Raw genomic sequence first — 17960 nt, forward strand, 5'->3', positions numbered from 1 at the left:
TATAATAACGGCCGGAGGATTGCATGGACAGATCGAAGATTTTCAGCAAGCGTTGGCTATGGGGCTTGGCCGTCGGAATCGGTGTTCTTGCCAGCGCCCTATGGCTTCTTCGCGCTGAAATAGGCTCCCGGCTTTTTGCCAATGCCGTGGAAAGCGCCGTTAGCCAAGACGTTATAGGTGATTTGCCCCAAGGCATGCATCTGGCCCTCTGCGGAACCGGCTCGCCCTTGCCGGACCCCAGTCGCGCTGGACCCTGTTCAGCGGTGATGATCGACGGCAAGATGTTCATTGTCGACATAGGCGGCGGAGCGGTGCGCCGACTGGGTGAAATGGGACTGAGCCCGGGCCGGGTCGAAGCGTTGCTGCTTACCCATTTTCACAGCGACCATATTGACGGCATGGGTGAGCTGTTGTTGCAGCGCTGGGCTGGCGGCGGCCATGACGCGCCATTGCCGGTCATTGCGCCCGAGGGTGTGGCCGCGATTGTTGACGGGATAAATGCCGCCTATGCTGCCGACGCCGGCTACCGCGTGGCGCATCATGGCGAAGATATCATGCCGCCATCGGGTATCGGTGGGATTGCGCGGCCCTTCGCCTTGCCCGCGGACGATGACGAGCAGATTGTCTATGATCAGGACGGCCTGAAAATCACGGCCTTTGCGGTCAATCACGAACCGGTTGTGCCAGCGGTCGGCTATCGGTTCGACTATAAAGGCCGGTCTATCGTGTTTAGCGGTGACACCACGCGAAGCGCCGCGGTCGAAAAGGCCTGCAACGGTTGCGACATATTGGTGCATGAAGTGCTGAACGCCGAGATGGTTGCGATTACCGAAGCGGCAATGAAAAAAGCGAAAAGACCACGGCTTGAGAAGATCATGACGGATATTCCCGACTATCACGCCACACCCGCCGAGGTGGCGGAATCGGCCAAGGCTGCCAATGCGAAAATGCTGGTCTTCTCCCACATCGTTCCGGCGGTGCCGATCAGCCTTTTGGAACCCTATTTTCTGAAAGACGTGACTGCAGACTTTCGCGGGAAAATAGTCATGGGCAAGGATGGTATGCTGTTCATTCTCCCTGCCAATAAGGATAATATCGAGCGGCGGGATTTGCTCTAAACTGCACCCTGAAAAGGGGAGGCAGGCAATGACGACAAACCGTTTCTGGCAATTGAACAAGCGCCCTGAGGGTGACGATGTCGCCAGCGCGCTGTCGTTGGAGAGCGAGGTGATGCCGGAACTGGCCGAGGGGCAAGTGCTGGTTAAAGCTGCCTATCTTTCCATGGATGCTGGCACCCGCATGTGGATGACGGAGCGGGAGGACAGCTATCAGCCGCCGCTTGAGCTCGGAACGAAGATGGTCGGTCTGGTGCTGGGCCATGTTGCTGCATCGCGCCATGATGGATTTTCTGAAGGTGATCTCGTGCGCGGTTTTGGACAATGGGCCGAACATGCTGTGGTCGAGCCGGAGCTTGCCGGGCTGGTGAAGGTCGATGCCAATATTGCCGATATCAAACAGCATTTTGGTGTGCTCGGGTTCAATGGCTGGACGGCCCTTTGGGGGTTGCAGGAAACCGCCGGGGTGCAGGCCGGGCATAATGTTCTGGTCTCGGCTGCTGCAGGGGCGACCGGTGTGCTGGCTTGTCAGATTGCGAAAATAATGGGTGCCAATGTCTATGGCCTGGCTGGCGGACCGGACAAATGTCGCTGGCTGGAGGAAGAACTCGGGATCACTAAGGCGATCGATTACAAGAAGGATGACATCGCGGTAGAGCTGGCGAAAGTCGAGGGCGGGATCAATGCCTATTTCGACAATGTTGGCGGGCCGATATTGGACGAGGTGCTGCCCAATATGGCACTTTACGGCCGCGTCGCACTATGTGGCTTGCTGGCCCAGTATAAAGGGGACGGACGCGGGCAGGGGCCGGAGCATTTCGACCAGATCCTGATGAAGCGGCTGCGCGTCGAGGGCTTTTTCTCGCCCGATTTCATGGATCAAGGAGAGCGACTGACGGCGCAGCTCAAGTACTGGCTGGAACAGGGATTAATTGACACGCCATTTGATGTGACAGACGGAATAGAGAATGTCCTGACCGCCTATGACAAGCTTTTCACTGGCGGCAATATCGGTAAGGTGCTCGTTCGTATTTGAGCTTTACTCTGTTTTCTGTTCCGGAAAATACCATACCCGGCGGATCAGCTGATCTGCAATTTGGTAGACCGCGGTGGCGCTTTGTGCCTGACGCTTCCCCTCGCTGTTCATCCAAGATGCCGTTTCGATCACGCTGACATAATCTCCGTTCACCGACCAGCCGCCGAGGCTGCTGCTAATGCGGGTCGGGCTTTTGAAATAGGATTCCATCTCGCTGACCATCAGATCCTTTCCATCGGTCGTGACTTTGGACTGGTCCCCGCTGATCGTGATCCATTGAATGCCGGGATGCATCAGTGCAGCCATGGCGTTTGCGTCTCTGGCATTGAAGGCAGCTGTATATTTTTCGACCAGCTGCTGATGGTCGGATGGCTCAGCAGGTTTCTCAGCCGCGATCGAAACCGGCAGCAGCAGGAGCATCATCATCAACAGCTTTGGCATCCCATTCTCCCTCAAAACGGTAGCTTGATACTCCGCGCAGCCGGCAGTTCTGTCAAGTTTTGTGCAGCCGCTGTCCCCACAGTGCGAGTACCATGATCAGGCTGGCGAAGACCAAAGATATGGTGACAATCGCATTCCAGCCGCCCCACGCGTAGGCAGCCGTGCCGAGCCAGCTAGACAGACCGCCGCCGGTGAACATGATGACGATATAGATGGTCATCAGCCGCGTGCGGATTTCCGGATTGCGGTTGAACAGGATCGTGCGGTTGGCAACATCCATCGATGCCCCGCCAAAGTTGCTGAACAGGATCGGCAGGATCAATATCCATAGGCTATTACCTGCAAATATAAGCAAAATCGCGCCGATCAACTGGGCGATGGCAAATAGCATGCGGGCCTTTTCGGCACCGATCCGGTCTGCCAGTCGGCCGGACCAGGGGGCGATAAAGACATTCATCCCGGCCAGTAGCGCGAGATAGCCCACAACATCGACCCCATAACCCATTTGCGGGCTGGTGATATGCAATCCAATGCCCAGCCATAAGGCCAGAAAAAACCCGAACGACAAGGCCTGAAGCAATCCCGCAAGCAGCACATCCGGCATGGTTTTGACAATCGGCCAGAGCGAAGCGATCAGCGCGCCATAGCTTTCCTGAGGCTCGTTATCATCGCGCAGCTTTTCATCTTTTTCCATGATCATAGGCAAGATGATGAGCAGCGCCAAAGTCAGCGCAGTGCCCACCCAATAGGCCGATCGCCAGCCGAAATAATGCCCCAGCACACCCGCACCGGCGCGGCTGCCGAGCAGGCCAACCGTTATGCCTGCCGTCAAGATGCCGGTAACATGCCCGATACGATCCGGCCGCACCCGCTTCGTGACATAGGCGGGCAGCAAATAGGGCGTGATGGTCGCAAAACCGAGCAGCGAAGACGCGGCGACGAAGAGGCGAAAATCCTGTGCTGTGGCCATGGCGAGCAGCGCCAGAAACTGGCCCGCAACAAACGTGGTGACCAGCTTGCGATTATTGATCCGGTCGCCGAGCGGCAAGAGCAGCAGTATCCCGAGCGCCAGTGCGATCTGATTAAAAGCGGGCACTAGCCCGAGAATGGGCCCACTGACGCCAAAATCGTCGCCGACTGGGGCGATGAGCGGATGGATATAATAACCGTTTGCGACCGCCACGGCACAAGCCATGGAAAAGAGAAACAATTTCGTTTCACTAATCCTGCGCGGTGCGGTTTTGCTGGAGATTGGCGCGGCGTCGGTCAGTTTATCGGCTTTCTATCATGGGCCACTAAGAGCTTGCGATGCCCATGACGAAAGCGGAGCCCCAAGTCCTCTATTTGTTTAGCTAGCGTCGATCACCTTTTGCAACTCTTTCAGCACATCGCCGTAGTTCCGATCGTTGAGCAACTGCACGAGCTTGGGATCGGCGACGCTGGGATTGCCGCTGTCGAATGGCGGATGGGGATCATATTCCAGCCCCAGCTGCACAGCCTCTGCAAATTGCTGTCCGGCAATTTCGGCGATCACGGTCAGGGCAAAGTCGATACCCGAGGTGACTCCACCGGCGGTAATGACATTGCCATCTTTGACGACGCGAGCGGCGTCATAGGTTGCGCCGAATTTTTCGAGCAAGGACGTATAGGCCCAATGGCTTGTCGCACGCTTGCCTTGAAGCAACCCTGCCGCACCCAGTGCCAGCGAACCGGTGCAAACCGAGGTGACATATTGCGCCTCTGCTGCCTGATCGCGCAGAAATTGAAGTGTCTCTTTATCCTGTATCACATCGCGCGTGCCAAAGCCGCCCGGGACGCAGAGCAGGTCGGCCTGCGGGCAATCGGTCAGGTTCGTGCTGGGCAACATCGCAAAGCCGCTGTCGGTTTGGATAGGCTGCACGGCCTTGGCCGCCGTATGGACAATGGCTCCTGGCATGCGCGCCAGAAACTGGGCAGGTCCAGTAAAATCAAGCTGGGTTATACCGTCGAACAACAGAAAGACGATGTGGAAAGGTTTTTGCGTGTCGGTCATGAGCATGTCTCCTTCGTTTCAAGAAATGCCCAGGCGCCCGACTGAAAATTGCATCTTTGACAATGCACCCGCTCCCCGGTGGTGAACCACCCTATCGCGCCAGTTGCGAGTTGCTCCTTGATATCATCGCTGTACCACTAAAGGCAATCCAGAATTATTCGGTGCGCAATGCCTCGATCGGCGATAGACGCGATGCGCGCACGGCCGGGTAACCGCCGAATAGCAAACCGATAAACGCAGAGAATATGATCGCTCCAACGCCGACGCCAACACCGATAGGTACCGGGAAATCGGCATAGACAGTCAGCGCCGTGCCGCCTGCTATAGCGAGTATCAGCCCCATCGCGCCGCCAATCACGCAAAGCACCGCCGCCTCGACCAGAAACTGGTTGCGGATATCGCTGCGTTTGGCGCCCAGAGCCATGCGCAACCCAATCTCACGAGTCCGTTCGGTGACGCTGACCAACATGATATTCATGATACCAATCCCCCCGACCAGCAGTGAGATAGACGCAATGGCGACGAGCACGATCTGGAAAATTCCGGTCACTTGTGCGGATTCTTTCATAAACTCTTCGGTCGTGCGAATGGTGAACGGGTTGATATCCTTGCCCCTCACCCGATAGCGTTCGCGCAGCAATTTTGTCATCTCGCGCTTCGCATCCGGCAGCGATATTCCATCCTGAAAACCGACAAACAGCAGCTGCAAGTCATCGGGTCCCGCGGGGGAGTCCCCGGAAAATCGTTGGCGCATTGTACTGATCGGCATTAGCGCGATATCATCATTATCATTGCCAAAGCTCGATCCTTTGGATTCGGTAATGCCAATGACAGTAAACGGCGCGCGGTTGATGCGAATAGTCTCGCCAACCGGATCAAAATCGCCGAATAATTTTCTCGCGACCGTGGGGCCGAGCACTACGACGCGCGCGGCGGAACGGACATCGGCTTCGCTGATAAAGCGGCCGTTTTCGGCGACAAGATTGGAGACTTTACCATAGCCCGGGGTCGTGCCAACCGCATTGGTTGAAGCATTGCGTCCGGCGACAATGAGTTGAATGTTTGAGCGCAGTTGTGGGGCGATGTCATCAATTCCGCTAATCTGCTTTTGGATCGCGCGCGCGTCACGCATCGTCAGCCGTCCGCGATCAAAGGAGCGCCGTCCGCCTTCACCTGTATCTGGCTGCGGAAATATCAGCGCCATGTTGGAGCCCAGCGCGTTGATTGATTGCATCACCGACACCTGCGCGCCGGAACCAACCGCCACCGCCAATGTTACAGCGAACACGCCAATCATGACGCCCAGGGTCGTAAGTATCGAGCGCATCAAATTGGTGCGCAGCGCCGTCATCGCTATGGCGACATTGACCAGCCATCCGGATGCCTGTTGTCTGAAATTGCCGATCATGAACTGACCTTCTGGCGATTGTTCACTGCGACATCCTCGATAACCTTGCCGTCACGAAATTCGATCCGGCGTTTGGCATGATCGGCAATTTCCGCTTCATGGGTAACGACGATGATGGTGATGCCCTGTTCGTTCAGGCTTTCAAAAATCTGCATGATGTCTTCGGACGTCTTGCTATCGAGTGCGCCTGTTGGTTCGTCGGCCAGCAGAATCACTGGATCGGTGACCAGTGCACGGGCAATCGCTACACGCTGTTGCTGACCACCTGATAATTTGGCCGGACTGTGATCCAGCCTGTCGCCAAGTCCCATTTCTTCCAGTTTCGCCTTCGCTTTGTCTCGCCGCGCCTCCGTACCAAGACCGGCATAGATGAGCGGTACTGCCACATTGTCGAGCGCGGTTGTGCGTGCAAGCAGATTAAACTGTTGAAATACAAAGCCAATTTTCTGGTTGCGCAATTCGGCCAGTGCATCACTGTCGCGATCACTCGTCGCAATGCCATCAATGCGGACAATACCTGATGTTGGGATATCCAGACAACCGATCATGTTCATGAAGGTTGATTTGCCGGAGCCACTTGCCCCCATAATGGCAACATATTCACCTCGTTCGATGGAGAGAGAAACCCCGTCAACTGCCCGCACCGTTTCGCCGCCGAGCTCATATTTTTTGACCAGATCCTGGGTTTCAACAAGGGCCATTATCTAAGTGTTCCCGCGCGCAAATTCGTCCTCTTCCTCGTCCTCTTCATTTTCGAGATTCTTGGAGCGGACAAGGACTTTCTCTTCTTCCGTCACCCCTTTGATGATCTCAACAAAATCTTCTCCGGCAAGGCCAATGGTTACGGTGCGCGGGACCGGCTTGTAAGGGTCATCGCTGGCCACCCAAATATTGGCGGTACGGTTCTTGGCCTTATCTTTGGAAGCCGGGTTCTGATCTTTTTTGTCTTCATCGGGCCGGTCATCTTTGCGTGGGCGAAAGCGGATAGCGGGTGCTGGAACACGTAGCACATTGGTCTTGGTGCCGGTTACAATTTCGACATTGGCGGTCATCCCGGTCAGCAACTTCCCCTCCTTATTATCGACATCAAGGATGACGAGATAGCTAACCACATTCTGCTCTTCGGTCGCGGATTTGCGGATCTGCCCCACTTTGGCGACAAATGTGTCGTCGGGATAGCTGTCCACGGTAAAGCGCACGAGCTGGTCCACCCGAACCTGCCCGATATCCGCTTCGTCGACTGAGGCTTCGACCTGCATACGGCTGGTGTCGGCGGCGATTTCAAACAGATTGGGAGTCTGGAAACTGGCAGCCACCGTAGTGCCGGGCTCGACCAGCTTGTTGATCACCACGCCGCTGGTTGGCGCAAGGATCCGTGTGCGGTTCAGATCGAGCTGGGCGGAGGATAGTTCAGCCTCGCTTTGCGCAATTTGTGCGCGCCCGCTTTGCGCTTGTGCCTTTGCCGTACTCAGTGACGCCCGGGCGTTGGCCAGCGCATTGCGAGCCTGATCAATACCCGCTTTGGAGACAAAGCCTTTATCGGCCAATTGCTGCTGTCGTTCAAATTCGCGGCTTTGTACTTCATAGTCGGTTTGCGCTCGAATAATCGAGGCTTCGGCCTGTGCCAGCGTCGCACGAGCCGAGGCCACCTGTGCCCGTGCCTGGGTAACGCGCGCTTCAATGCGGGTAGGGTCAATTCTGGCGAGCACCTGACCCGCTGTGACTGGTGAGTTGAAATCAACATAGACGTCGGTGACTTGCCCTGAAATTTCCGATCCTACATTGATGGTGTTGAGTGCCCGCAACTTCCCGCTGGCAGATACGATGCGCGCAACATCACCCCGGGATACCGGTTCGGTGACATACTCATATGTCTGCGCGGAAGGGACAATGATCTTGTACAGGATTGCCAGGACGACAATAGCGATAAGGCCTGAGGCGTAAGGATGGAGACGCATCCATGCAATTGCTTGTTTGATAATCGCTTCACCTCTGTATTAGATAACTAAGTCACTATGGCAGGTTGTATTTGGGTAGGCAATATGCCGCTCAATCAAAGATTAGCCAGCAAATGGTGCAACATTATGGCGCTCACCGATCATGAAGGCATCTGCGGTCAGTTTTAACGGCGCCAGATCAACGTCGGACTGACCATTTTGCATCAATTCTACAAACCTTGCGTAGATCGCCGAATATTCCTCATCGGCATGCTGTTCCAGCACGGTTTCACCATCAATTTTCAACAAGCTGCCACCCTGCTCCAGGCAGAGCAAATGGGTCTTGGTTTTGACTTTGATCGTCCAGATTTCATCACCGGTTGTCCGAAAGTCGAATTCGGCGCTGGCATTTTTGGCAAAGGCGCCTGAGAAACTGACATTCGCGGCGATAGGGGCTTGATGATTCTCTGCGACAAAAAGGCTGGCCTGATCGACATGAAAGTCCACCGGGATAATTTTGGTGGCGATGGACAGGGCATTGATGCCTGGATCAAAAACACCAAAGCCGCCTGCTTGCCACAACCATGTCTGCCCGGGATGCCATTTTCGGACATTTTCCCGCCAGTTTATCGCAAAAGACAATATCTCCTGGTCGGCCAAAAAAGCTGCTGCTTTGTCGACTGCCGCATTATATTGCGCATGCCATGTCGCAAACAGTGTCAGGCCTGTTGAAGCGGCATGATCGCAGAGAGTTTCCACTTCCCTTAGCGTTGCGCCAGGCGGCTTTTCGAGAAGAACATGCCAGCCTTTGCTTAGTGCCTCGCGAGCAATCTTTGCCCTGCCCTTGGGCGGCGTGCACAGCGCAATAGCATTTACCTTAATATCACTTTCGGCCAACTCGTTCAGGGAGCCAAAGACCGGGATGCCATCGGGAGCATCTGTGCGACTGCTTACAACCGCGACCAGTTCGACGCCTTCCCTCTTGGCAATCGCTGGGATATGCTGGTCTTTTGCGATTTTGCCATAGCCCATGATTGCGATGCGCATCTTGCTCATAATGTCATTCACCCTGCGCCTCTACCGGACATTCGGCTTGCATAAATCATATCAATATGATCATGTGAATGACCGTCTGAAACAGCTTTTGTCAAGCTTTGCAGGCGGCATAGCAACTGTGATGGGAAAATAGGTGACCGATAAAAAGGCCCGCAGAAGCACCGCTGTTTATGGCAAGCGTGATAGAGATGGCTTCATCCATCGCAGCTGGATGAAAAGCCAGGGGCTTCCCGATGACAGTTTTGATGGCCGTCCGATCATTGGCCTGTGCAACACCTGGTCAGAACTGACACCTTGTAATGCCCATCTGCGTATCTTGGCAGAACATGTGAAACGCGGCGTCTGGCAGGCTGGCGGGGTTCCGGTGGAGTTTCCGGTTTCCTCTTTGGGCGAGACCCAGATGCGGCCAACCGCCATGCTGTTCCGCAACTTGCTGGCCATGGATGTTGAGGAAGCACTGCGCGGTTATGCGATGGACGGCGTGGTTCTTCTGGGCGGATGTGACAAGACAACGCCCGGTCAGCTCATGGGCGCAGCGTCGGTGGATTTGCCTGCTATTGTCGTGTCTTCCGGTCCGATGCTGAGCGGCAAGTTTCGGGGTGAAACCATTGGCTCCGGTACAGACGTCTGGCGCCTTAGCGAAGCGGCACGCGCCGGCGAGATTAGCGAAGAAACATTCTTCAGTGCGGAAGCCGCCATGTCGCGCAGCGCCGGTGTCTGCAACACGATGGGGACGGCATCGACCATTGGCAGCCTAAGCGAGGCTCTGGGTGTGGCGCTGCCTGGCAATGCCTCCATTCCCGCCGTCGATGCGCGTCGCCGGACGATGGCACACGAAGCTGGACGGCGAATTATCGCACTGGTCGAGGAAGATAAGCCGCTATCCACTTTTTTAAGCCGAGCGGCTTTTGAAAATGCGATATTGGTCCATGCCGCCGTTGGTGGCTCGACCAACGCGGTCGTCCACCTGCTCGCGTTGGCCGGTCGCTGCGGTATTGATTTGCAGCTGGAGGATTTTGACGAGTTGTCTCGGGATATCCCGCTGCTCGCCAATCTATTGCCGTCCGGTCAATATCTAATGGAAGATTTCGATTATGCTGGCGGGATGCCAGCGATCATGAACCGCATTGAAGGTCATTTGCGCAGTCATGCGCCAACGGTCGGCGGTACCAGCATTGGAGAAATTGCGGCTTCGGGCGAATGTTTTAACGATGAAGTTATTCGCCCGCTGGACAATCCGGTGCAAAGCTCATCCGGCACATGGGTATTGCGGGGCAACTTGTGTCCCGGGGGAGCGATCATCAAACCGAATGCCGCTACGCCCGAATTGCTGACGCATGAGGGGCCGGCCGTAGTTTTTGAATCGATTGAGGATTTTAAGGCACGGGTGGATGATCCCGATCTGGAAATCACAGAAGACTCAGTGATGGTGCTGAAGCAATGTGGTCCAAAAGGTTATCCCGGGATGCCGGAAGTCGGAAACATGCCGCTGCCCAAAAAGCTGCTCCAAGCCGGGGTGCGTGACATGGTACGGTTGTCGGATGCCCGGATGAGCGGAACCGCTTATGGTACGGTTGTCCTCCATATATCACCCGAATCCCATCTCGGCGGCCCATTGGCCCTGGTGCAAAATGGTGACCGGATCAAACTCGACGGGCCGGCGCGGTCCCTGTCTCTTTTGGTGGACGATGCCGAACTGGAAAGGCGTCAAGCGGATCTGCCAGCACCGCCGACGCCGCCCAATAGTGAACGGGGCTATGTCCACTTGCACGTGAGCCATGTCGAGCAAGCGGACAAAGGCTGCGATCTCGATTTCCTGGTAGGCAAGAGCGGTTCGACGGTTACCCGCGAATCTCACTAAGGCCATGACGAAACCGACCTTTATCGCAATTGACTGGGGTACCAGCAACGCACGGTTCGCGCTTGTTGATGAAAACGGCGCGATGCTGGAAGAGAAACAGGGACAGGGCATAGCAAAGATTGATGGCGCGGCTGCCATTGAGTTTACATGTTTTGAAGCGATTGCCGATTGGATCACATTGCATCCGGCGCTGCCGGTTTTGATGGCTGGAATGGTCGGGTCGAATATTGGCTGGCGTGAAGCCGCTTATGTTGAGACGCCCACTTCGACCCGGAAAATCATATCGGCCGCTAACCTGTTCGAAGCACGAGGCACAAGATGTGCAATCCTTCCAGGTGTGAAGACAGAGCGGCAAGCCGATGGCCTGCCAGATCTGATGCGCGGCGAAGAAACGCAAATAATAGGCACCGCAAAAGATGGCCTGATATGCTTGCCGGGCACCCATTCGAAATGGGTGCGCCTGACGGACGGAGAGATTGCGGCTTTTCATACTGCGCAAACCGGTGAGCTGCTGGAATTGCTCGGCAAACACAGTATTTTACTGAATCCACGTCGAGCGCCCACGGCGCAGATTGGGCCGTCATTCAAGGACGGCGTGGAAACCGCATGCAGAAACACGCTGGGACTGGAATCTTTGCTCTTCACCGTACGTAGCCGGCAAGTGACAGGCGACCTGCCGGCGGAAGACGCCGACTCCTATCTGACCGGGTTGGTTATAGGGAGCGAAATTCGTTCTGCTCTAATCTCGCATGATGGTAGTGAAACAGTGCAGCTTATCGGATCACCCGGCTTGACGGCGCTTTACGCTGCAGCATTTGATGTTGCGGGAAAACGATCAACGCAGGTGGACGGACAAACCGCCAGCCTTGCTGGCCTAGCCAGAGCTTATCAGGATATATTTGGATGACCATCAATGATCCAATGAAAGCGCTAGATATCAAAAACCGGCTTGGGGAATGTGTGATATGGGATGCTCGCGAAAATGCGGTGCTATGGACCGATATTGAATCATCCTTGTTCTGGAAATGGCGTTCCCCGGATGCTGAACCGCAAAGCTTCTCCTTGCCTGAGAGACTAGGCAGTTTTGCCCTCACGGACACAATGGGGACTTATTTGGGTGCGTTTGAAAGCGGGTTTGCGATGTTCACGCCATCCGAAGGAAAGTTTCGGCTGACCGCTGCCGTGTCGGCCGGCCAAAAGCACTTGCGAATGAATGACGGGCGCGTGGATCGTCACGGCCGCTTCTGGGCTGCGACCATGGCAGAGCGGGACCCGGTCGGCGATGAACCCTGGGGGACCCTGTGGTGCTATGATGATGGTGAGACGACGCCAAGTCTGTCGGGTTTCAAAATACCGAACAGCCTGTGCTGGAGCCAGAATGGCCAGGTCATGTACCTCGCCGATTCCCCGCAAAACACCATTTGGCGCTATGCCTTCAATCAGGAGAAGGGACCGATTGGCGATCCCGAGATATTTGCAAAGACCGAGAAAGGCGTTCATCCTGATGGCAGCCTGATCGACAGCGAAGACCATTTGTGGAATGCGCAATGGGGCGCAGGTGAAGTGGTCAGATACCGGCCTGATGGAAGCATCGAGCGGCGAATAGAACTGCCAGTCAGTCAGCCCAGTTGTGTGGCCTTTGGCGGTCCGGATCTCGATATATTATTCATCACAACAGCGCGTGTTGATCTCAGCGAAGAACAGCTTGCGGATCAACCGCTTGCTGGTTCGTTATTCGCCTATGAGACTGACATAAAAGGCCTTCCGGAGATGATTTGCCAATCCGTTTGAAAATTCCTGCTATCGTCAAAGGTGTAGATGACACTTGCAACGGATAGCCAGGACCCGCAAAGATAGCGTCTTAGGAGGAAGGAACCAGAACTGTGGCCCGAACGCCAAAAGGGAATCTGACCGATCATGTGGCGACATCGCTGGGCCAGTCTATCGTGTCCGGCGAATATGTCCCAGGTTCGGTTTTCCAGATCAATGACCTGTGCGAAACTTTTGACGCCAGCCGCACGGTCATGCGGGAAGCGGTAAAGGCGCTGACTGCCAAAGGTCTGGTAACCTCCCGCGCCAGTGTCGGCAGCATTGTCCAGAAAGAAGAGAGCTGGAACCTGTCTGATCCGGATGTGCTGGACTGGTTTCTGCACGTAAAGGGCAATACCGTACCGCTGATTCGGGAGTTTATGGAATTTCGCCTAGCGATTGAGCCCATGGCGGCCATGCTGGCGGCGGAACGTGGTGACAAGGTCGCTATCGATAAAATATATACAGCGCTCGACCGCATGAAAGCCGCCAAAAACGGCGAAGATGATGCGCTTGCTGCGGATATAGAATTTCACGTTGCCATTTTGCATGCGAGCGGTAATCGCTTTTATATCAACATGAGGCACACCGTTGATGTGGCCCTGAACATCTCGATCCGCGTTACCAACCGTTCAAAAGGCGTGCCCCGGGCCAGCGTGTCGGATCATGCCAAAATAGCAGATGCAATTCAGGCCGGTGATGGCGAGACCGCGAAACTTGCAATGCAAAATCTCATCATGGAGGCGCAGCAGCTATTGCAGGGCAAGGTTCCCGCCTTGGAAAGCATTTAGTCAGCGCAGCATATCAGCAAAAGCTTTTGCGCTGGCTCCGACTTTGCCAGCGCTATCCCCAGCGCGGTATATCGATCCGCCAATGCCAAATCCTGTTGCGCCCGCATCTCGATAGGCTTGCAAGTTGTCAGTGGTGACACCGCCAACGACAAGCATTTTGGCCTTGGACGGAAGCACGGCCCGCATCGCTTTGACCCCGGCAGGAGGTACAAGTTCTCCGGGGAACAATTTCACCGCATGAGCCCCGGCATCCAGTGCATCAAAGGCCTCGCTGGGTGTCAGGCAGCCCGGCGTGGAAATCATGCCACCAGCGACGGTCGCCTCGATAACATCTGGCCTCATATTGGGTGAGACGATCAACTGACTCCCAGCATCTTTGCAGCGCTGAACATCCACGGTGTTGAGAACGGTGCCGGCGCCGACTATGGCACGATTGGCAAAACAACGCGCCATTGTCTCAATTGATGCAAACGGGTCAGGCGAATTGAGCGGTACTTCCAATATCGTGATGCCCGCAGCGACAATAGCCTCGCCGATGGCTTCAATCTCGTCCGGTCGGACACCGCGCAGGATAGCGACCACCGGCATGGCGGAAAGCCTGCTTTCAAAGACGTCGGTTAAATCTGTCATCTCGCTGCCTCGCAGAGCAAATGGATAATTTAGGCTGCCTCAGCCGCGCGCTGCGCTTTGCCCTCGCTGCTGAAGATAAAGACCGCGCGGTTACCGAAAAGCAACCGGTTTACTGCCAAAGCAAATATCACTGATGTCACCAGCACCACGACCATGACATCAATATAATGCAGCCATGGAATACCGATATACTGGTAAACTGTCTCGCCTTCATAAATCAGACCGGGTTTGTACAGGACAAAATTATGGAAGGCGTATAGCGCGAAGCCCCACAAGAGTCCCGCGATAGCTGCACGCGCATCGACATGCCGGAACAGCAGGCCAACAATGAAGGTCGAAAGGATTGGCATGGAAAGCAGGCCGTTCAGCTCTTGCAGCAAATTGATGATGCTTTCGGCACTGGCAAATAGCGGCACCAGCGCAATGGCAACCAGTGATGCACCAATGCCGACGATCTGGTTGATCCGTCCGGCATTGGCTTTCGGATTGATAAACTGACGGTGAAAATCAATTGTGTACAACGTGGTAGTGGCGTTGAGCACGGCGGAAAAGGTCGTTAGCACAGCCGCCGCGATCATCGCCGCGAATAGTCCGCTGGTCCAGCTGGGCAGTACCTGAGCTACCAGCATGCCATAAGCGCGGTCGCCGACATCTCCGAACAGTTTGAATGCGACGACACCGGGCACGACGACGATCGCGGGTATGATTAGAAAGCGGATCAAGGCCGCTGCCATCACGCCCTTTTGAGCCTCCTTGACGGTGGGCGCGGCTAATGCCTTTTGGGTGATATTCTGATTGGTGCTCCAATAGAAAATCTGGATGAAAATCATCCCGGTGAAAAGCGTATGAAAGGGAATGGGCGAGTCATTCGACCCGATCATCGTAATTCGCTCTCGCGGCACGTCGGTGACAATGTCGAAATTGACGGCCTGAAGCGCGAGGAAGACCACGACGAGCGCCAGCCCCAAAATACCCACGCCGCTATAGGTGTCGAGCACCGCTACGGCGCGCAGGCCGCCTAATATGGCATAAGCGGCCCCGACAGCCGCGAAAACGGCGGCGATCACTGTGAGAGGAATATTAACGCCAAATAGCGACTGCATGAATAATGCGCCGCTATAAATCACTGCGGGCAGATAGATCACGACATTTCCGATCAGGAACAATGCGGAAATTGTCGTGCGGATGTTACGCTTGTTATAACGCTTTTCGAGCAGTTCGGTAACGGTCGTACAGTTATTGCGATAATAGATGGGGACAAAGACAAAGGCCAAAATCGTCAAGCCGACAATGGCGGAAAGCTCCCACCATGCGAGCAGCAACATTTGATTGCCATTCATTCCGACAAGCTGGTCGGTTGACAGGTTTGTCAATGTGATCGCACCAGCAACGAAGAACCAGCTCAGGCCGCCACCGGCAAGAAAAACATCCTTGGCGGAGCCGTCCCGCCCGGCACCCTTGCCGCGCACTTTCAGATAGGTGAACAGGCCCAGCAAGACCATGATTCCCAAAAATACGCCGATCTGGACTGCCGACACTCCCCCACTATTCATCGTCAAACTCTCCCGGTTCATACTATTAATAGTATTTTTTGGCGACGCATGCCAGAACGGTTTTCCTTTTTGCAAAAAAGAAAATTCGATTACGAACAGACCATGGCCGGAGAAATGCAAATCGACAATCGCGAAGACGTGGTCCGTTTTGACGCGGGCGACATGTCTTTCATTCTCTCCTGTACAACGGGCGAACCGCCTTTTGTCATATATTGGGGACCTCGGCTTGCCTCTGACATGCCAGATAAGGAGGTCGCTCTTCTGCACATGCGGCAAAGCGCACACGGGATAGAAGATAGTATTTTACAGCCCTCTTTGGCGATGGAACCTGGTATCGGATATACCGGGTCAAGCGGTTTTTCCGCCCATCGCGAGGGTAGTGATTGGGGTAGCCGGTTTGTCGTTTCGCAAGTCGACCAGACATCGACCGGCTGCCGGGTGGGTTGCTTGGACGAGCGGACTGCTATCACACTGGACTATGATATCGCCTTTAGCAGCGACACCGGACTGCTAACCTTTTCGTCGGTGATCACCAATCGCGGAGATCAGTCGCTCAACCTGATAGACATGGCAACCATCTGTTTGCCGATACCTCAGCATATGACGGATATAATCGGCTTTACCGGTCGCTGGGCTCGCGAATTTCAGATGGAGCGGATCAACCGTTTTGCCGGTTCTTATGTGCGAGAGAACCGTCGGGGCAGAACTTCTCATGACTGTTTTCCTGCACTTATCCTGTGCGACGATAAGACAAGCGAACAAGCCGGTGAAGCCTATGGTTTGCATCTGGCTTGGAGCGGCAATAGCCGGATGCGCGTTGACAGCAATGGTGACGGGCGTGTTTTTGCCTCCATGGGCGCATTGTTGTTCCCGGGAGAAATCGTTCTGGAACCGGGTAGAAGTTTCAAAAGTCCGGACGTGATCGGCGCCTTTTCATCTTCCGGCCTCTCCGCATTAAGTCGCCAGTTTCATGATCATGTGCGCCATACCCTGCTGCGCCCCTCGACGCGGTCACGCGCGCGGCCGGTCCATTATAACAGTTGGGAAGCGGTCTATTTCGATCATGATCTGGAGCGGCTAAAGGCTTTGGCATCGCGCGCTGCCGATATTGGTGTCGAGCGTTTTGTCCTCGATGACGGCTGGTTTGGCGCTCGGCGCAATGATCGGGCCGGACTGGGTGACTGGTATGTTTCCGATGCAGTCTACCCCGATGGACTGAAACCGCTGATTGACCATGTCACAGATCTTGGCATGGAAATGGGCATCTGGTTCGAACCGGAAATGGTCAATCCCGACAGCGATCTGTTTCGCGCTCACCCTGACTGGATACTGACGCTCGATGGTGTCGATCAGGTGTCGTTTCGCAATCAATATGTGCTGGATATATCGCGGCCGGAAGTATCTGATCATCTGTTCGAACGGGTCAGCGCGATATTGTCCGATCATGACATCGGTTATGTGAAGTGGGATATGAACCGCGATCTGAACCATCCGGGTAATGACCAGGGTTTTGCCAGAGCGCATACGCATGTGCTGGCACTTTGGGCCCTGATTGATCGCCTGCGTGATGCTCATCCGGACGTTGAGTTTGAAAGCTGTTCCTCTGGCGGTGCACGGGCGGATTTCGGGATGTTGGCCCGTACCGATCGCATCTGGACGTCTGACAGTAATGATGCGCTTGATCGCCAGATCATCCAGCGCGGCGCGTCCCATTTTTTGCCGCTCAGCGTAATGGGTGCCCATGTTGGCCCCCGCCACTGCCATATTACGGGGCGGACCTTGTCGATGGCGATGCGTGCGGGCACTGCATTAATGGGACATATGGGGCTGGAGCTGAATTTGCTGGAAGAATCAGCCGACGAGTTGGATGAGCTCAAAACCGCTATTGCCCTTTACAAAACCCACCGCGCGCTGTTGCACGCCGGTGATTTTTACAGGATCGACAGCGCGGAATATCTTAACATCATCGGTGTGGTTGCACAGGACAAGTCCGAGGCGCTTTATTCTGTCACCTATCTGACAGGACATGCCCCTGCATTGCCTAGCCGGTTGCATCTGGTCGGACTTGATCTGAAAGCCTCTTATCGGATGCGCCAGGTTTGGCCCCAAAACTGGGTCAGCGAAAAATCGCCGTCCATTGTTGAGGCCATGGATTTGGCAGGCGAAGGAACGGTGGTTTCGGGAGAGGCTTTGATGAAAGCAGGAATGCAGCTTCCGGTTGCACCGCCAGAGACGACGCTGCTGTTTTACCTGTGCACCGATTAAGTCTGCGGGTTAGCTTGTCGCCGCAG

17 protein-coding genes and 1 riboswitch are annotated in these 17960 nt (G+C 55.2%); of the genes, 8 read left to right on the plus strand and 9 right to left on the minus strand.

Annotation, left to right across the window (positions count from 1 at the left end; translation table 11 throughout):
* The first annotated feature begins 23 nt into the window (after nucleotides 1-23).
* Together AC6I9Z_RS04505 and AC6I9Z_RS04510 are read left to right on the plus strand one after the other, a co-directional pair.
* Complete coding sequence (locus tag AC6I9Z_RS04505; RefSeq protein ID WP_461458503.1) at nucleotides 24-1118, plus strand: MBL fold metallo-hydrolase; 1095 nt, start codon at nucleotides 24-26, stop codon at nucleotides 1116-1118.
* Nucleotides 1119-1146: 28 nt separating this feature from the next.
* Nucleotides 1147-2151: an NADP-dependent oxidoreductase gene (locus AC6I9Z_RS04510; RefSeq protein WP_461458501.1), complete on the plus strand. Its 1005-nt coding sequence runs from the start codon at nucleotides 1147-1149 to the stop codon at nucleotides 2149-2151.
* 3 nt (nucleotides 2152-2154) lie between these two features.
* Here the strand turns inward: AC6I9Z_RS04510 and AC6I9Z_RS04515 are convergent, their stop codons facing one another.
* Nucleotides 2155-2592 (minus strand): nuclear transport factor 2 family protein, encoded by a 438-nt coding sequence (locus tag AC6I9Z_RS04515; protein WP_461458499.1) that lies wholly within the window; start codon nucleotides 2590-2592, stop codon nucleotides 2155-2157.
* Between the two features lie 52 nt (nucleotides 2593-2644).
* A complete protein-coding gene (locus tag AC6I9Z_RS04520) occupies nucleotides 2645-3775 on the minus strand; it encodes an MFS transporter (RefSeq protein ID WP_461458497.1) in 1131 nt (376 codons plus the stop codon).
* 10 nt (nucleotides 3776-3785) lie between these two features.
* Between AC6I9Z_RS04520 and AC6I9Z_RS04525 the strand changes: the two genes are divergently transcribed.
* Nucleotides 3786-3944 (plus strand): hypothetical protein, encoded by a 159-nt coding sequence (locus AC6I9Z_RS04525; protein ID WP_461458495.1) that lies wholly within the window; start codon nucleotides 3786-3788, stop codon nucleotides 3942-3944.
* On the opposite strand, the gene AC6I9Z_RS04530 is transcribed toward AC6I9Z_RS04525, so the two are convergent.
* The 5 genes from AC6I9Z_RS04530 to AC6I9Z_RS04550 all read right to left on the minus strand — a co-directional run bounded on the left by AC6I9Z_RS04530 (nucleotide 3941) and on the right by AC6I9Z_RS04550 (nucleotide 9025).
* A complete protein-coding gene (locus AC6I9Z_RS04530; protein WP_461458493.1) occupies nucleotides 3941-4624 on the minus strand; it encodes a DJ-1/PfpI family protein in 684 nt (227 codons plus the stop codon). The genes AC6I9Z_RS04525 and AC6I9Z_RS04530 overlap by 4 nt on opposite strands.
* Before the next feature lie 20 nt (nucleotides 4625-4644).
* Nucleotides 4645-4741, minus strand: a riboswitch (ZMP/ZTP riboswitch).
* Between the two features lie 37 nt (nucleotides 4742-4778).
* The gene (locus AC6I9Z_RS04535; protein WP_461458491.1) at nucleotides 4779-6032 is read right to left on the minus strand and encodes an ABC transporter permease; all 1254 of its coding nucleotides are present in this window, start codon (nucleotides 6030-6032) and stop codon (nucleotides 4779-4781) included.
* Nucleotides 6029-6733 (minus strand): ABC transporter ATP-binding protein, encoded by a 705-nt coding sequence (locus AC6I9Z_RS04540; protein WP_461458489.1) that lies wholly within the window; start codon nucleotides 6731-6733, stop codon nucleotides 6029-6031. The genes AC6I9Z_RS04535 and AC6I9Z_RS04540 overlap by 4 nt, the downstream gene beginning before the upstream one ends.
* A gap of 3 nt (nucleotides 6734-6736) precedes the next feature.
* The gene (locus AC6I9Z_RS04545; RefSeq protein WP_461458487.1) at nucleotides 6737-7990 is read right to left on the minus strand and encodes an efflux RND transporter periplasmic adaptor subunit; all 1254 of its coding nucleotides are present in this window, start codon (nucleotides 7988-7990) and stop codon (nucleotides 6737-6739) included.
* Nucleotides 7991-8092: 102 nt separating this feature from the next.
* Nucleotides 8093-9025: a Gfo/Idh/MocA family protein gene (locus AC6I9Z_RS04550; RefSeq protein WP_461458485.1), complete on the minus strand. Its 933-nt coding sequence runs from the start codon at nucleotides 9023-9025 to the stop codon at nucleotides 8093-8095.
* A gap of 133 nt (nucleotides 9026-9158) precedes the next feature.
* Between AC6I9Z_RS04550 and AC6I9Z_RS04555 the strand changes: the two genes are divergently transcribed.
* The 4 genes from AC6I9Z_RS04555 to AC6I9Z_RS04570 all read left to right on the plus strand — a co-directional run bounded on the left by AC6I9Z_RS04555 (nucleotide 9159) and on the right by AC6I9Z_RS04570 (nucleotide 13486).
* Entirely contained in the window at nucleotides 9159-10886 is a 1728-nt protein-coding gene (locus AC6I9Z_RS04555; protein WP_461458483.1) for an IlvD/Edd family dehydratase, read from the plus strand.
* Nucleotides 10887-10890: 4 nt separating this feature from the next.
* Nucleotides 10891-11793 carry a 2-dehydro-3-deoxygalactonokinase gene (locus AC6I9Z_RS04560; protein ID WP_461458481.1) on the plus strand — a complete coding sequence of 301 codons (903 nt, stop codon included), beginning with the start codon at nucleotides 10891-10893 and terminating at the stop codon, nucleotides 11791-11793.
* Nucleotides 11790-12677, plus strand: a complete 888-nt coding sequence (locus tag AC6I9Z_RS04565; protein WP_461458479.1) for an SMP-30/gluconolactonase/LRE family protein — start codon at nucleotides 11790-11792, stop codon at nucleotides 12675-12677. The genes AC6I9Z_RS04560 and AC6I9Z_RS04565 overlap by 4 nt, the downstream gene beginning before the upstream one ends.
* A gap of 92 nt (nucleotides 12678-12769) precedes the next feature.
* Nucleotides 12770-13486, plus strand: coding sequence for a FadR/GntR family transcriptional regulator (locus tag AC6I9Z_RS04570; RefSeq protein ID WP_461458477.1), 717 nt, complete (start codon nucleotides 12770-12772; stop codon nucleotides 13484-13486).
* Here AC6I9Z_RS04570 and AC6I9Z_RS04575 read toward each other — a convergent pair whose 3' ends face one another.
* On the minus strand, nucleotides 13487-14116 hold the full coding sequence (locus AC6I9Z_RS04575) for a 2-dehydro-3-deoxy-6-phosphogalactonate aldolase (RefSeq protein WP_461458475.1): 630 nt from the start codon (nucleotides 14114-14116) through the stop codon (nucleotides 13487-13489). It lies immediately after the preceding gene.
* 29 nt (nucleotides 14117-14145) lie between these two features.
* Entirely contained in the window at nucleotides 14146-15669 is a 1524-nt protein-coding gene (locus tag AC6I9Z_RS04580; RefSeq protein WP_461458473.1) for an SLC5 family protein, read from the minus strand.
* A 114-nt stretch (nucleotides 15670-15783) separates the two neighbouring features.
* Here AC6I9Z_RS04580 and AC6I9Z_RS04585 point away from each other — a divergent pair, with 114 nt between their 5' ends.
* Nucleotides 15784-17934, plus strand: a complete 2151-nt coding sequence (locus tag AC6I9Z_RS04585) for an alpha-galactosidase (protein WP_461458469.1) — start codon at nucleotides 15784-15786, stop codon at nucleotides 17932-17934.
* The last annotated feature ends 26 nt before the right edge of the window (nucleotides 17935-17960 follow it).

This window comes from Parasphingorhabdus sp. (assembly GCF_059726685.1).